We start from the raw sequence: 12,938 nt of genomic DNA on the forward strand, positions 1-12,938 counted from the left end.
TTTCCAGTCACGGGCAAGGGTTGCCGACGCGCTGGTGGATGGCATCGACCGCCTTCTGCATCTCCTCCGTCCAGCGGACCTCGACCGAAGACAGCGCCATGTCGAGCTGCGCGACGCTGGTGGCGCCGACGATATTCGCGGTCACAAAAGGCCGGCTCGTCACATAGGCGTTGGCGAAGAGCGCCGGCTCCATGCCGAAAGAGCGCGCCAGCTCGCTGTATTGGAGCAGCACTTCCGCCGCATTCGGCGTCTCGTAGCGCTGGCCGCGATTGAAGAGCTGCGTGCGAGAGCCTTGCGGCCGCGCGCCGTGATCATATTTGCCGGTGAGGTAGCCCTGCGCCAGCGGAGAATAAGGTAGAAACGCGATCTCTTCGCGTTGGCAGACTTCGGCCAGGTTCACCTCGAAGGTGCGGTTGACGAGATTGTAGGCGTTCTGCAGCGAGGCGACGCGCGGGCCGACGCCCTTGTCGGACTCGGCCAGGAAACGCATGACGCCCCACGAGCTTTCGTTCGACAGGCCTAAATGGCGTATTTTTCCCGCCTTCACCAGTTCCTCGAAGACAGCTAGCGTCTCGGCGATCGGCGTCTCGTCCGCCGGCGCTCCGACAGCATCGGCCCGCCGCGCTACCGCCCCGACCCGCGTCGGGTTCGAACCCCACGGAATGTCCCGGTCCGGCCAATGAATCTGGTAGAGATCGATGTATTCGGTGCGGAGCTTGGCGAGCGACTTCTCGACCGCATCGAAAATGTCGGCGCGCACAAGCTTCGATGGCCGGTCGCCGCGAAACCAGGCGTTGGCCGTGCGGCCGACCACTTTCGAGGCGATGATGACCTTGTCGCGGTTGCCCATGGTCTTCATCCAACTGCCGATGATCCTCTCGGTCCACCCTTGCGTCTCGGCTTTGGGCGGGATCGGGTAAAGCTCGGCGGTGTCGATGAAATTTACGCCGCGCGAGAAGGCCAGATCCATCTGCGCATGGCCTTCGGCCTCGGTGTTCTGCTGGCCCCACGTCATCGAACCGAGGCAGATTTGCGAAACAAGGAGGTCTGTCCGACCGAGGCGGCGTTTTTGCATGAAATGTCTCCGGCGGGAGGTGGCGCGCGGCTGCGCGGGGAGGAATTCAAGCATAAGGCATAGGCCGGATTTTCTCCAAGCCGGTCCTGGCGACTTTTGCGTGAATTCGGAAACCGGTTAGCGTCGTGCCGCGGCCAGCGCGCGCCGCTTGGCCTCGTCGATCAGCATATTGGCCACTTGCATGCGGATCATGGCGCGCTGACGCAGATGCGGGGCGACACGGTCCGGATGGTTGGCGAAGGCGAAGTTGCGTCGAATGCGGCCGAAATCGGTATCCTTCGCAGGGCGATCGAGGCCGAGCTCGCCGGCAATCGATTCAGGGTCGATCGGCGCCAGCTCTTCCTCAGGGCGATCCTCTTCCTCAGCGAGAGCCAGCTTGGCCTGGTCGAGAAGCGCGGCGAACTCGGCGGCAAGGTCGGCGCCCGCTTCGCGGTACTCGGCGGCAACGCTTTCGCCGGCGACCTTGATGCGGCCGGAGTGAAGCTCGTCCGCCACCGACAGATAGTCGAATGGAATAGAGGGCCGGGCGCCCCCGTCTTCGCCCTTCTCGGAAGCGATGATGAGGTCGTCGAGCAACGAAGCGAAATCCAGCTTGTTCCCGGTGCCGATCTCAGCCTCCTCCTGTCGCAACGGCATTCATTGTTGCCGTCGACCATAGATCGCTGTCGTTAAAAATGAATGCCGACAACATGAACGATTGCGGGTGTTGCAGCTGCAGACGCCGGCCGGAAAGATCAAAGCGGCGCTGCATTTGATACAGACCGGCAGGTCGCCAGAGTGGCGAGGAAAAGCCCGCCTGGGGGCCAGGACCGTGGCGTACGGTCGAGTTTCCGCAAAAGTTTCAGAAGAGAAGCGATTTTGGCGGAAAAAATTCACCAGGCATGGCTGCCATGCACTTGCTGCACTGCACAATTGTAACAAATCACCTATACTCTCGGCGTGTGGAGGACAAACAAGGGGCTGGAATATGGGGTTCTTCACCGAAATGTTCGCGCGGCCGCGGCCGCAGGAACAACAGCGTTACCGATCGGCGCTCGCGCTGCTGAACGCGATGAGCAACGCCGACCGCGCCGATATCGGCATCAAGCCGGCCGACTTTCCGCGTATCGCCCGCGAGATGTCGATACGCTGATTCAACGATGAAAAGAGGGTTCTCGGCCGCGCCGGGAAACCTCTCCGTGTTCAGCGTCCCAGGAAAATCGACTTGCCCAGCGGCACGCCATTGTGCCGCAGGATGTCGTATGCCGTGGTGATGTGGAAGTAGAAGTTCGGCATGGCTGCGTCGAGCAGATATTGCAGTCCGGCCATCGAGACCTCGCGTCCGGCAAGCCTCAATTCGATCGTCCGCTCCTCCGACCCGTCCAGATCGGCGGCCGAGAATGTCGCCAGATGATCGAGCGTCTTGGCGATTCGGGCGTGCAGCTCTGTGAAACTGGACTCGTTGTCCTCGTATTTCGGCACTTCGCGGCCGGCGAGCCGCGAGGGCGCGCCCTTGGCATGATCGGTGGCGATCTGCACCTGCCGGGTCAGCGCGAACATGTCGGGCGCCAGCCTCGCGGTCAGAAACACCTGCGGGTCGATCTTGCGGTCGGCGGCGTTCTGTTCGGCCAGTGACAGCACGCTGGCCAGCGCCTTCAGCCGGGCCGAAAAGACGGCCACCGAAATATCGTACATGGATATGGTCACGTGAGTTATCTCCCCAGGCGGCGTCAGCGCCGCGGGCCGTGAGCTAGCGCTTCCCGGCTCGATTCTTCAAGCAGCCCTGCGCCCCCGTCACCGCCTCGCCGCAATCGCGGTGGTAGTATTTTCGTTATCGAGCGGAGATTCCCGATGAGACCTGCCATTATCGCAGCGACTGCCTTGTTCTCCCTTGCGGGCATCGGCCGGTCGGCGCTTGCAGCCGAAGCCCCTTATATCGACGACCGGTCCAGTGCCGAGGCTGTTGTCCGTTCGCTCTACAGCGCGATCAACCGGCATGAATTCGCCCGCGCCTGGGGTTATTTCGGCGACACCAAGCCGGCAAGAGATTTCGACGCCTTCGTTAAAGGCTACGACAGCACCGACACGGTCGAGGTCAAGACCGGCGCGGTATCGGACGAAGGTGCTGCCGGCAGCATCTACTACAGCGTCCCTGTCGCCATCCAGGCCACCGACAAGAAGGGCGAAGCCAAGATCTTTGCCGGCTGCTACACGCTTCGCCAGGTCAACGCGCAGATCCAGGAACCGCCGTTCCAGCCGATCTTTATCGACAAGGGCGCCCTGAAGCCGTCGGCTTCGGATTTCCAGGATGCCGTGCCGACAAGCTGCGGCGACGGCCCGCCGCCGCCCAAGAAGGACGAGGCGCTGGAACAGGCCAGGAAGGCGTTCCTCGCCGCCTATGGCGAGCAGTGCGACAAGGAGAACCCGGAAGGCAAGCCGGCCGGCGAGCCGGACGCCTACTCGATCCATCACAAGGACAAGGACGCCGGAGCCGACGAGCCGGAGCGCGAGACGCGGCTCTTCCGCTTCTTCTGCTCGATGGCCGCCTACAATGAAAGCGCGGTCTATTACATCTATGACGATGTATCCGGCGTCCGGCAGTTGCAGTTCGCCGCGCCGGAACTCGACATCCGTTACGAGAACAACAACAGCGAAGGCAAGGTCGAGGGCATCCACATCATCGGCTTCCAGACCGACGACCAACTGGTCAATTCCGAATATGACGACAAGACCCAGACGATCACCTCGATGAACAAATGGCGCGGCGTCGGCGACGCTTCATCGACCGGCACCTATCTGTTCCGCCACGGCAATTTCTCGCTGGTGCAGTATGATGTCGATGCGTCCTACGACGGCGAGATCAATCCCGAGACCGTCCTGGACTACAACACGCCGCCTTGATCAGGGCGCTTTCGTCAGCATCCAGTTCAGTGTGCCGCGCCAATCGACCATGCGGATCGGCGTCCCATGCGTGCCGGTCTCGAACCGCACGAAGCGGGCCGGATAGGTCTTCGATTTGGCGAGAATCGAGCGGAAGAAGGCTTCCTGCTTCTCAACCTGGAAAACCACGTCACGGCTGCCCTGGCCGAAGAACACCGGCACGCGGCGCTTGAACGCCGGGCTGGTCAAGAAGCTTTCGTCCCAGAGCGAGCCGAGCAGCAGGAGCCCACTGACGCGGGCGCCAATATCCTTGCGGTCGGCCAGCTTCCAGCAGAGAATGCCGCCCATCGAGCCGCAGGCGACGAAGATTTTCGCGCCGGGCGATGTCTCTGCATAGTGGTCGATCAAAGCCGCGACTTGGGCGGCGCCCTTGTCGCCGAAATCGGGAAAGTCCGGCGAAAGATAAAGACCGCCATTTTCGGCCATCAGATTCTTCAGGCGGTTGAAATTGCCGCCAAAGGTGAAGTCGTCGACGCCCTGCTTGCGGCTGCCGCCCTGCCCGTGCAGGTAAAGGACGATGATGGCGGCACCTTGCGTCTTGCCGACTGCGACATGCCGGACATCGCCGACATCGGTCTTCAGCATCAAGTCCTGCTGCATCTTGCGCACGCCGGGGTCGATATATTGGGCATGCACACGCCTTTCAGGCACCTCGTCGCGCTGATTGATGTCGCGCATCTCGCGATAGTCGAGCACCGTATAGGCACCGTTGTCGCCGCTCGACAGCGTCGCCGGGTAGGCGAAAAGCTCGTCCTTGAAGGGTTTCAGCGACAACGTCTGGCCCTCGGCGGCAGAGAGCGAAAAAGCTGTTGCGGCGAGCAAAGTGAGGAAAGTTCGGCAGCGCAAAGACATTGCGAAGCCATGCGAAATTCGGCTTCGGTTTGTCAATCCTGCAGCACGCCGCCCGCGCCTTCCAGCGCCTCGCGCGTATCGACGTCGATCGAAGCGCCCTGCCCGATTTCGACATCGATGACGTCGAGCCCTTCGGCCTCGACCAGATGGCGCGCGCCTGTATCGCCTTCGAGCTGCGCGACGGCGGCAAAGAGCGACCGCGGCAGCAGCACCGGGTTGCCGCGTTTGCCGTGATGCGCCGCGCGCACCACGGCGCGGCCCCCGGATCGGCGGAACGCATCGATCAGGCTATCGAGATCCTTAGACGAGATACCAGGCATGTCGCCGAGCACGATCATGGCGCCGGCCGCGTCGAGCGCGACCCGCGCGATGCCCGCCTTAAGCGACGAGGCCAACCCGTCGGCGAAGTCCGGATTGTGGGCAAGCGTGATATCGAGACCTGAGAGCGCCGAGCGCACCCGCTCGCGCTGATGGCCGGTGACGACGATGGCGTTGGCCGCCTTCGATCCCAGCGCCCGCTCGGCGGTGCGCCGCACCAGCGGCTTGCCGTCGAACAGCGCCAGCAGTTTGTTCGGCCCGCCCATGCGGCTGGAGCGCCCGGCGGCGAGAAGCACGATGTCGACCCTCGGCTCCGCTTTTGCCGACCGCGACGGCAGCGGCTCGCGCGGCTGCGGCCTGGACGGGATTTCCATCAACAGGCCTCCGACGCCCATGCCGGCAATGTCGCTCGCCGTCACGTCAAGCCCGGCGACCAGCCGGTCCAGCACCCAGTCGAAACCGTTTTCCTTCGGGCTGCGGGCACAGCCGGGCGCGCCGATGACGCGCTTGCCGTCGAGCGTTCCGAGCACCAGCAGATTGCCGGGATCGACCGGCATGCCGGCTCGAATGACTTTGCCGCCCGCCTTCTCGATTGCGGCAGGGATGACATCGGCGAAATCGGCCAGCGCCGAGGCGCCGAAGATCACCACCATGTCGTTGTCGCGCGCCAGCGCGCTTGCTGCTTCCGCAACAAGCGTCACGTCATGCGGCGTGCGCCGCTCCGCCTTCAGCCGGCCGCCGGAGCGCGCCAGCCGCGCCTCGGTGACCCGCAGCGTCTTGTCGAGCACGCTCGGCTTCAAGCCGGGCAGCGTCGTCTGGATGACGCCGACATTGACCGGGCGATAGGCGTTGACGGCGAAGATTTCGCCGCCGGCGCAAATCCTGGCCACCGCATCGACCAGGCTCGCAGCGACGGCAAACGGAATGATCTTCACCGTCGCCACCATCTGGCCCGCCTCGACAGGCGCGTGCTGCGCCAGGGTAGCGATGGTGATCGCCGGGTCGATGGCATTGATGGCGTCGATCATCTTGGCGTCGACGGTGAAGACGCCTGCGGTTTCGGCATGCAGGTTCACGCGTCCCGTTGCAGCGGGCTTCGTCTCCACGTTGCGATGGGACATGCTCAACGCGATCTTTTCGGCTGCGGCATCCTCGCCGAGGTCATCGGGAGCCAGAACGGCCACGACGACTTCGCTGATGCCGGCCGCCTTCAGCGCAGCAACGTCCTCGCCGTTCAGCCGATGCGCCTTGCGGAATCGCCGCTCGCCGGCAGTGGTCGCATGCGCCAGCACCGCGCCTTCGGCCTCATAGATCGCGATCGGACCGAATTTCACGCCACCGCGCCTTTGCTTTCCAGGCCGCGCGAGCGGAAGGCGTGGATGGTCTGTGCCAGCACCGCGACGGCGATCTCGGCCGGGCTCGCGGCGCCGATGTCCAGCCCGATCGGCGCATGGATGCGGGCGATCTGGTCGGCGCTCGCGCCGAGCGCCAGCAGACGCTCGACCCGCTTGGCGTGAGTCTTCCTGCTGCCAAGCGCGCCGACATAGAAGCACCTGGCGTCGAGCGCCGCCTTCAGCGCGAAATCGTCGATTTTCGGATCGTGGGTGACGGCGGCCAGCGCGGTGTAGCTGTCGAGCGGCTCGCGCTTCAGCACATCTTCCGGCCATTCGGCATGCAGTGCCACATTGTGGAAGCGCTCCGGCGTGGCGAAGGCGGTGCGCGGATCGATGATCTCGACCGGATAGCCGGCGATTCTGGCCATCGGCGCCAGCGCCTGGCTGATATGCACCGCGCCGATCACCACCAGGCGCGGGCGCGGCAGATGCGCATTGAGAAAGAAAGTCCGCCCTTCCGCTTCCACCGATCGAGAGATGCCGGTGCGGAACGCACTGGCGATCGCCGCGCCGAGCTCGCCCGCGACGCGGTCGCCTTCACGCACGATGCGGTCGCGGCCGTCACCGAGGTCGGTGACCAGCACCGCGGCGCGCCTGGCGCGGCGCTCTTCGTTCAATGTTTTCAGAACATACGGATCCATCCGCAGTCAACCCAGCCGCTCGACATAGACCTTGATGCGGCCGCCGCAGGACAGCCCCACCTGCCAGGCGGTTTCGTCGGCAACGCCGAACTCCAGCATCCTCGGCTTGCCCGAGCCGATGACGTCGATCGCTTCGGCCACCACCGCGCCCTCGACACAGCCGCCCGACACCGAGCCGTGGAAATTGCCTTCGGCGTCGATGACCAGATGGCTGCCGATCGGGCGGGGGGCCGAACCCCAGGTTTCGACCACGGTCGCGATGGCGACATTCTTACCGTTCTTCATCCAGCCTTCCGCGATGATCAGGGGATCGCGGAGCTCATCGAGATAAATGCTCTCGTCCATCGTCGCTTCTCACAAAGTCTGTTTTCTCGGGGAACGTCCCAGAGGAATATATCGCTGCGAAACATATGGCTACGCGGCCCGCCTGTCGCCAGTTCCCAGCCAGCGCCGCAGGTCCACAGCTGCGGCCGGCCGCTGGGCGAGCGGGGCGCAAGGATCGGCCAGCGCGTCCGAGATTGTGCACGGCGCGGAACTCGTCGCCACGCGGCAGCATCGCCTTCACGCCACGGGGGCGCGCCTCGAACCATCAAAGCGCAAGAGCGGTTTTCACAGAACGTGGTAGTCGCGGTTGTGGTAGATCAGCGGCCGCAAATTATCGCCGATGCGCAGGCCTGTCACCTTGCCAAAAAGCACACGGTGGGTGGCCAAATCCTTGGTATCGATGATCTGACAATCGAAGACGGCGAGCGCGCCTTTCAGCGTCGGCGCGCCGGTCGAGATCACGTCCCATTCGCCGAGCGCGAAGCGCTCCTCGGACGGCAGGCCGGTGATGCCGGAAAAGCCGACCGACAGCGCCTCCTGGTCCGAGGCGAGCGTGTTCAGCGCGAAATTGCCGTTCCGGATGAAGGCCTCGTTCTTGGGATTTTCGCGGTTGAGGCAGACAAGCACGGCGGGCGGCGTATCCGAGACCGAGCAGGCGGCAATCACCGTTGCGCCTCGTCTCCCGGCCGGGCCGTCCGTGGTCACCACATGCACATGGCCGGCAAAATGCGCCATCGCATCGCGATAGGCTTGCGGCCCGATGTCATTAATCTTCAGCACCCGATGATCCACCTGCCAAAACGGAAGCTCGTTATATATGGCTGCATATTGTATGACACAAGCGAAGTGCTTGAGCGCAATCCTGAATTCGCGTGTTGCACCGGGATTAGGCAGCCTTTAGGTCTTTGCTGGAATAGTGCCGGAACAATACTCCCGGCACGGAGGACCTCTTCGCCCGAATGCGCCTTCTCACGACGACTTTAGCCGCGCTGCTTTGGCTGGCCGCGAGCGTCCATGCCGAGACGCTGGTTGGCGTCGCCGCACCGCTGTCGGGGCCGTCGGCGATCCTCGGCAAGCAGATCGAGGCGGGGACCGCGCTGGCGGCGGACACCGAAGGCGTGGCGGTCCGAACCGTTGACGACGCCTGCACGGCCGACGGCGGTGCAGCGGCTGCCAGGCAGTTCGTGGATGCAAAGGTCAACATCGTTGTCGGTTTTCTGTGCACCGAAGCGATCGAGGCGGCGCTGCCGATCCTGAAGGATGCCAACATTCCGGTCATCGCGATCGGCGTGCGCACCGAGAGCCTGACCGACCGCCGCGCCAAGACCGGCTGGCCGGTCTACCGGCTTGGCCCGCGCGGCGACGACGAACGCAATGCGGTGGCCACGATCCTCACTCGGCTCTGGCAGAACGAATTGTTCGCCGTTATCGATGACGGCACCATCTATGGCCGAGAGATCGCGGAGACTTTCCGCGCGGCCGCCGAGCAGGCGGCGCTGAAACCGGTCTTCGTCGACACGTTCCGGCCGCAGCTCGACAACCAGATTGGGCTGATCGGCCGCCTGAAGAAAGCGGGGGCTACGAAAGTGTTTGCCGGCGGCGACGGCGACGACATCGCCATCATGGGGCGCGACGCTGCCTCGCTCAATGCTGGCATCACCTTCGCCGGCGGCGAGACGCTGCGCACGCCACCCGGCGATGTGCCCTATGCGGCCGGCACACTGATGATCGCGTTGCCGGAGTGGTCAGAAGTCGCGGACCCCAAGGTCGTGCAGGCCTTTGGCGAAAGGAAGATCGTGACCGACGGCTACACGCTGCCGGCTTATGCCGCGGTGGAGATCGCCAAGGCGGCAGCGGTCGACGCAGAAAGCTCCGGCAAGCCGCTCGCCAAGACGCTGACCGACCATGATTTCGCGACCGCTATCGGTACCGTCCGCTTCGACGAAAAGGGTGATCTCAGCCAAAACCCATTCCGCGCCTTCCGTTTCGACGGCTCCCATTTCGTGCCGCTGGAGGAAAACTGATGTTCCGCACCGGTCCACGCAACCTGATCACCGACGTCGCCGGACTCACCGTCGGCAATGCTGCTGACGCCAGGCTGAAGTCCGGCGTCACGGTAGTGCTTTGCGAGGAGCCGGCGGTGGCCGGAGTCCAGGTGCTGGGTGGCGCACCGGGCACGCGTGAGACCGACCTGCTCGAGCCGCAAAACTCGATCGCGACCATTCACGCAGTCGTGCTGTCCGGCGGCTCGGCCTTCGGCCTCGATGCCGCTTCCGGCGTCCAGGCGGCGCTGCGGGAGAAAAACATCGGCGTCGAGGTGGGTGGTTTTCGCGTGCCGATCGTGCCGGCCGCGATCCTCTTCGACCTGCGCAATGGCGGCGACAAGGATTGGGGCCGCTATCCGCCCTATCGCGAGCTTGGCTACGAGGCGGCTCAGGCGACAACGACCGATTTCCCGCTCGGTACGGTCGGCGCCGGTACCGGCGCGCTGACTTCCGGTCTGAAGGGCGGGCTGGGTTCGGCCTCGACGATGCTCGACAGCGGCGTCAGCATCGGCGCGCTCGCCGCCGTCAACCCGACCGGTTCGGTGACGGTCGGACGCAGCCGCCATTTCTGGGCCGCTCCCTTCGAGATCGGCGATGAATTCGGCGGCTTGGGTTATCCCGACCCGATACCGGAAGACGCCAGGAAGATACTCTTGAAGTACCGCGACAGGCGCGCAGGGGAACAGCCAGAGGGCGCCAGCACGACGATTGCCGTCATTGCCACCGATGCCGTGCTTTCCAAGTCGGCCGCCAAACGGCTGGCGATTTCGGCGCATGACGGATTTGCCCGCGCCATCTGGCCGACGCACACACCGGCCGACGGCGATCTCGTCTTTGCGCTCGCGACCGGCAGGAGCGGCATCGAACTCAGCGCCGATGCAGCGATCGATCTCTATGCCGCAGCGGGGTCTACGATGGCCCGCGCCATCAGCCGCGGCGTCCACGCGGCGACGCCGGCCGACGGCGATCTCTTTCCGGTCTGGTCGTCCCGCTAGAGTTCTGGACGCCGGTCAGGTCGGGTCGGACTTCTCTTCCTCGAACGTCACCGCGACTTCCGAATTCGCCGAGAGCCAGACCTTCTTTCCTTCGATCTCCGCGACCAGAGCCAGCGGAACATAATGGTGGTGGCCTTTGTGCGAGCCCATGCCGCTGTCGGCCTTGGTTAGCTTGATGCGCTGCCCCTCGACCTTGTCGACGGTACCGACATGGACGCCATCGGCGCCGACTACTTCCATATGCTCGCGTATCTTACTAAGATCGACGGTCATGCTGGTCCCTCCGGTGGGTGGCCGCGCGTCCCTGTCGGCCGCCCACAATAACAAACGGCCGCCGGATTGGATGCATCGAGCGGCATGTCTTGTTCACCATGGCGTGATAGCCATGATGCCAATGAGACATGGAGCATTGCCAACACCACGCAAGGCGAACCGCTTTTCGCCGCGGAACGTGGCCCAGTGACCGTAACGTCGCTGCAGCCGGCCTCCTTGCGTCTGCGCCTGGCAAACCGCCTGCGCGACGCTCTGCCATCGGCAAGCACGGCAATTGTCGGCGCCCTGCTGTGGGGGCTTGCGATGGCGGCGAGCATTTCCTCAATCTGTATTATTGGGAGACGCCGGACAGCGCCCGCTTCGTCGTGCTGCTTTATGCGCTCGGCGGCGCGCTTGCTTTTTCGGTCGGGCTGACGTTCGCCGCACTGGTATCGCGCGGCCGCCACTGGGAAACCGCGCTCGCCGCAGCTTTCGTATGCCTGCTTGGCGCGACGCTCGCTTTCACCGGCGGGCTGTTTGCCCTGCAATACCGTTCTTACTACGCCGAGTGGCACGCGCCGGCCTTCACGCGGACCTGGGCGTCTGAGTTCGTGTTCACGGTCCTCGCCGCGCTCTACCAGTTCGTCGTCCTGGGCGTCCGGCTCTATTTTCCGTTCGGCTTTGCCGTACTTGCCGCCGCCAGCATCTGGTTTGCACGCCGGCGGCGTTGAGCATTGAGCCGGCCTCTGTTAGGACGCGGCCAAAGCTTCTCCCAGCAGGACTAAGAAACCATGATCCCTCGCTATTCCCGGCCGGAAATGGTCGCCATCTGGTCGCCCGAAACCCGGTTCCGCATCTGGTTCGAGATCGAGGCTTATGCCTGCGATGCGCTGGCCGAGCTCGGCGTCATCCCGAAGGAAGCCGCGAAGACGATTTGGGAGAAGGGCGGCGCGGCCAAATTCGACGTTGGCAAAATTGACGAGATCGAGCGCGTCACCAAGCATGACGTGATTGCATTCCTGACCCATCTCGCCGAATTCGTCGGACCGGACGCCCGCTTCATTCACCAGGGCATGACCTCGTCGGACGTTCTCGACACGTGTCTTGCGGTGCAATTGACACGCGCCAGCGACATTCTGCTTGCCGACATTGACGCGCTGCTTGTGGCCCTGAAGCGCCGCGCCTTCGAGCACAAGGATACCATCACCATCGGCCGCAGCCACGGCATCCATGCCGAGCCGACCACCTTCGGCGTCAAGCTGGCGCTGGCCTATGCCGAATTTTCGCGTTGCCGCGAGCGGTTGCTGCACGCGCGCGAAGACATCGCCACCTGCGCCATCTCGGGCGCGGTCGGCACCTTCGCCAACATCGATCCCTGCGTCGAAGAGCATGTGGCGAAGAAACTCGGCCTGAAGCCGGAACCGGTCTCGACTCAGGTCATCCCGCGAGACCGCCATGCGATGTTCTTCGCTACGCTCGGCGTGATCGCCTCGTCGGTCGAGCGCCTGGCCGTCGAGATCCGGCATCTGCAGCGCACCGAGGTGCTGGAAGCGGAAGAATATTTCTCGCCGGGACAAAAGGGCTCGTCGGCGATGCCGCACAAGCGCAACCCGGTGTTGACCGAGAATCTCACCGGCCTTGCCCGCATGGTCCGCTCCTACGCCATGCCGGCCATGGAGGATGTGGCGCTGTGGCACGAGCGCGATATCTCGCACTCCTCGGTGGAGCGCATGATCGGACCGGACGCGACGGTGACGCTCGACTTCGCCTTGGCACGCCTGACCGGTGTCGTCGATAAGCTGCTCGTTTACCCCGAGAACATGGAGAAGAACCTCAACAAGTTCCGCGGCCTGGTGCATTCGCAGCGCGTGCTGCTGGCGTTGACCCAGGCTGGCGTGTCACGCGAGGATGCCTATCGCCTGGTGCAGCGCAATGCCATGAAGGTATGGGAGCAAGGTGCTGATTTTCTTGAGGAACTGCTTGCCGACAAGGACGTGACAGCGGCACTGCCCGAGGCCGAGATCCGCGAGAAGTTCGACCTCGGCTATCACACCAAGCATGTCGACACGATCTTCAAGCGGGTGTTTGGACAGGCCTGAGTCCGGGGGAAGGCCCGCTAGCGT

15 protein-coding genes and 1 pseudogene are annotated in these 12,938 nt (G+C 64.0%); 6 read left to right on the forward strand and 10 right to left on the reverse strand.

All coding sequences use genetic code 11. The features are described 5' to 3' along the window. Window positions 1-7 precede the first annotated feature (7 nt). Both EOD29_RS23455 and EOD29_RS23460 read right to left on the reverse strand, forming a co-directional pair. Window positions 8-1,075: an aldo/keto reductase gene (locus EOD29_RS23455; protein WP_127248023.1), complete on the reverse strand. Its 1,068-nt coding sequence runs from the start codon at window positions 1,073-1,075 to the stop codon at window positions 8-10. Between the two features lie 117 nt (window positions 1,076-1,192). Beyond that, the gene (locus tag EOD29_RS23460) at window positions 1,193-1,711 is read right to left on the reverse strand and encodes a hypothetical protein (protein WP_164748480.1); all 519 of its coding nucleotides are present in this window, start codon (window positions 1,709-1,711) and stop codon (window positions 1,193-1,195) included. 331 nt (window positions 1,712-2,042) lie between these two features. On the opposite strand from EOD29_RS23460, the gene EOD29_RS23465 reads away from it, so the two are divergent. After that, window positions 2,043-2,207 carry a DUF1127 domain-containing protein gene (locus EOD29_RS23465; RefSeq protein WP_082954041.1) on the forward strand — a complete coding sequence of 55 codons (165 nt, stop codon included), beginning with the start codon at window positions 2,043-2,045 and terminating at the stop codon, window positions 2,205-2,207. A gap of 50 nt (window positions 2,208-2,257) precedes the next feature. Here the strand turns inward: EOD29_RS23465 and EOD29_RS23470 are convergent, their stop codons facing one another. After that, window positions 2,258-2,761 (reverse strand): DUF1993 family protein, encoded by a 504-nt coding sequence (locus tag EOD29_RS23470; protein WP_095825283.1) that lies wholly within the window; start codon window positions 2,759-2,761, stop codon window positions 2,258-2,260. 144 nt (window positions 2,762-2,905) lie between these two features. On the opposite strand from EOD29_RS23470, the gene EOD29_RS23475 reads away from it, so the two are divergent. After that, window positions 2,906-3,955 (forward strand): DUF1176 domain-containing protein, encoded by a 1,050-nt coding sequence (locus EOD29_RS23475; RefSeq protein WP_127248024.1) that lies wholly within the window; start codon window positions 2,906-2,908, stop codon window positions 3,953-3,955. Here EOD29_RS23475 and EOD29_RS23480 read toward each other — a convergent pair whose 3' ends face one another. The 6 genes and pseudogenes from EOD29_RS23480 to EOD29_RS23505 all read right to left on the reverse strand — a co-directional run bounded on the left by EOD29_RS23480 (window position 3,956) and on the right by EOD29_RS23505 (window position 8,303). Beyond that, window positions 3,956-4,846: an alpha/beta fold hydrolase gene (locus EOD29_RS23480; RefSeq protein ID WP_127248025.1), complete on the reverse strand. Its 891-nt coding sequence runs from the start codon at window positions 4,844-4,846 to the stop codon at window positions 3,956-3,958. A 32-nt stretch (window positions 4,847-4,878) separates the two neighbouring features. Beyond that, window positions 4,879-6,498 (reverse strand): molybdopterin-binding/glycosyltransferase family 2 protein, encoded by a 1,620-nt coding sequence (locus EOD29_RS23485; protein ID WP_127248026.1) that lies wholly within the window; start codon window positions 6,496-6,498, stop codon window positions 4,879-4,881. Beyond that, window positions 6,495-7,199, reverse strand: a complete 705-nt coding sequence (locus EOD29_RS23490; RefSeq protein ID WP_127248027.1) for an XdhC family protein — start codon at window positions 7,197-7,199, stop codon at window positions 6,495-6,497. The genes EOD29_RS23485 and EOD29_RS23490 overlap by 4 nt, the downstream gene beginning before the upstream one ends. A 6-nt stretch (window positions 7,200-7,205) precedes the next feature. Next, on the reverse strand, window positions 7,206-7,544 hold the full coding sequence (locus tag EOD29_RS23495) for an XdhC family protein (protein WP_067328341.1): 339 nt from the start codon (window positions 7,542-7,544) through the stop codon (window positions 7,206-7,208). Between the two features lie 69 nt (window positions 7,545-7,613). After that, window positions 7,614-7,805: pseudogene (locus EOD29_RS37190) on the reverse strand (VWA domain-containing protein); the annotation flags it as partial. 3 nt (window positions 7,806-7,808) lie between these two features. Next, window positions 7,809-8,303, reverse strand: coding sequence for a flavin reductase (locus tag EOD29_RS23505; RefSeq protein WP_067328468.1), 495 nt, complete (start codon window positions 8,301-8,303; stop codon window positions 7,809-7,811). A 179-nt stretch (window positions 8,304-8,482) separates the two neighbouring features. Here EOD29_RS23505 and EOD29_RS23510 point away from each other — a divergent pair, with 179 nt between their 5' ends. Both EOD29_RS23510 and EOD29_RS23515 read left to right on the forward strand, forming a co-directional pair. Further along, a complete protein-coding gene (locus EOD29_RS23510) occupies window positions 8,483-9,547 on the forward strand; it encodes a branched-chain amino acid ABC transporter substrate-binding protein (protein ID WP_127248028.1) in 1,065 nt (354 codons plus the stop codon). Beyond that, window positions 9,547-10,563 (forward strand): P1 family peptidase, encoded by a 1,017-nt coding sequence (locus EOD29_RS23515; protein ID WP_127248029.1) that lies wholly within the window; start codon window positions 9,547-9,549, stop codon window positions 10,561-10,563. The genes EOD29_RS23510 and EOD29_RS23515 overlap by 1 nt, the downstream gene beginning before the upstream one ends. A gap of 15 nt (window positions 10,564-10,578) precedes the next feature. Here EOD29_RS23515 and EOD29_RS23520 read toward each other — a convergent pair whose 3' ends face one another. After that, window positions 10,579-10,836, reverse strand: coding sequence for a DUF2171 domain-containing protein (locus tag EOD29_RS23520; RefSeq protein WP_095800838.1), 258 nt, complete (start codon window positions 10,834-10,836; stop codon window positions 10,579-10,581). A gap of 290 nt (window positions 10,837-11,126) precedes the next feature. On the opposite strand from EOD29_RS23520, the gene EOD29_RS23525 reads away from it, so the two are divergent. Both EOD29_RS23525 and purB read left to right on the forward strand, forming a co-directional pair. Next, entirely contained in the window at window positions 11,127-11,546 is a 420-nt protein-coding gene (locus EOD29_RS23525; protein ID WP_348630434.1) for a hypothetical protein, read from the forward strand. 60 nt (window positions 11,547-11,606) lie between these two features. Continuing rightward, on the forward strand, window positions 11,607-12,914 hold the full coding sequence (gene purB / locus EOD29_RS23530) for an adenylosuccinate lyase (RefSeq protein ID WP_127248030.1): 1,308 nt from the start codon (window positions 11,607-11,609) through the stop codon (window positions 12,912-12,914). The last annotated feature ends 24 nt before the right edge of the window (window positions 12,915-12,938 follow it).

It is taken from the genome of Mesorhizobium sp. M1A.T.Ca.IN.004.03.1.1 (assembly GCF_003997555.1).
Classification (GTDB): Bacteria; Pseudomonadota; Alphaproteobacteria; order Rhizobiales; family Rhizobiaceae; genus Mesorhizobium.

Excerpts from the sequence above, each read along its gene's own strand:
- EOD29_RS23480 (WP_127248025.1), bottom strand. The coding sequence starts at position 4,846 with ATGTCTTTGCGCTGCCGAACTTTCCTCACTTTGCTCGCCGCAACAGCT.
- EOD29_RS23475 (WP_127248024.1), top strand. The coding sequence starts at position 2,906 with ATGAGACCTGCCATTATCGCAGCGACTGCCTTGTTCTCCCTTGCGGGC.
- EOD29_RS23510 (WP_127248028.1), top strand. The coding sequence starts at position 8,483 with ATGCGCCTTCTCACGACGACTTTAGCCGCGCTGCTTTGGCTGGCCGCG.
- purB (WP_127248030.1), top strand. The coding sequence starts at position 11,607 with ATGATCCCTCGCTATTCCCGGCCGGAAATGGTCGCCATCTGGTCGCCC.
- EOD29_RS23490 (WP_127248027.1), bottom strand. The coding sequence starts at position 7,199 with ATGGATCCGTATGTTCTGAAAACATTGAACGAAGAGCGCCGCGCCAGG.
- EOD29_RS23515 (WP_127248029.1), top strand. The coding sequence starts at position 9,547 with ATGTTCCGCACCGGTCCACGCAACCTGATCACCGACGTCGCCGGACTC.
- EOD29_RS23495 (WP_067328341.1), bottom strand. The coding sequence starts at position 7,544 with ATGGACGAGAGCATTTATCTCGATGAGCTCCGCGATCCCCTGATCATC.
- EOD29_RS23520 (WP_095800838.1), bottom strand. The coding sequence starts at position 10,836 with ATGACCGTCGATCTTAGTAAGATACGCGAGCATATGGAAGTAGTCGGC.
- EOD29_RS23455 (WP_127248023.1), bottom strand. The coding sequence starts at position 1,075 with ATGCAAAAACGCCGCCTCGGTCGGACAGACCTCCTTGTTTCGCAAATC.
- EOD29_RS23465 (WP_082954041.1), top strand. The coding sequence starts at position 2,043 with ATGGGGTTCTTCACCGAAATGTTCGCGCGGCCGCGGCCGCAGGAACAA.
- EOD29_RS23460 (WP_164748480.1), bottom strand. The coding sequence starts at position 1,711 with ATGCCGTTGCGACAGGAGGAGGCTGAGATCGGCACCGGGAACAAGCTG.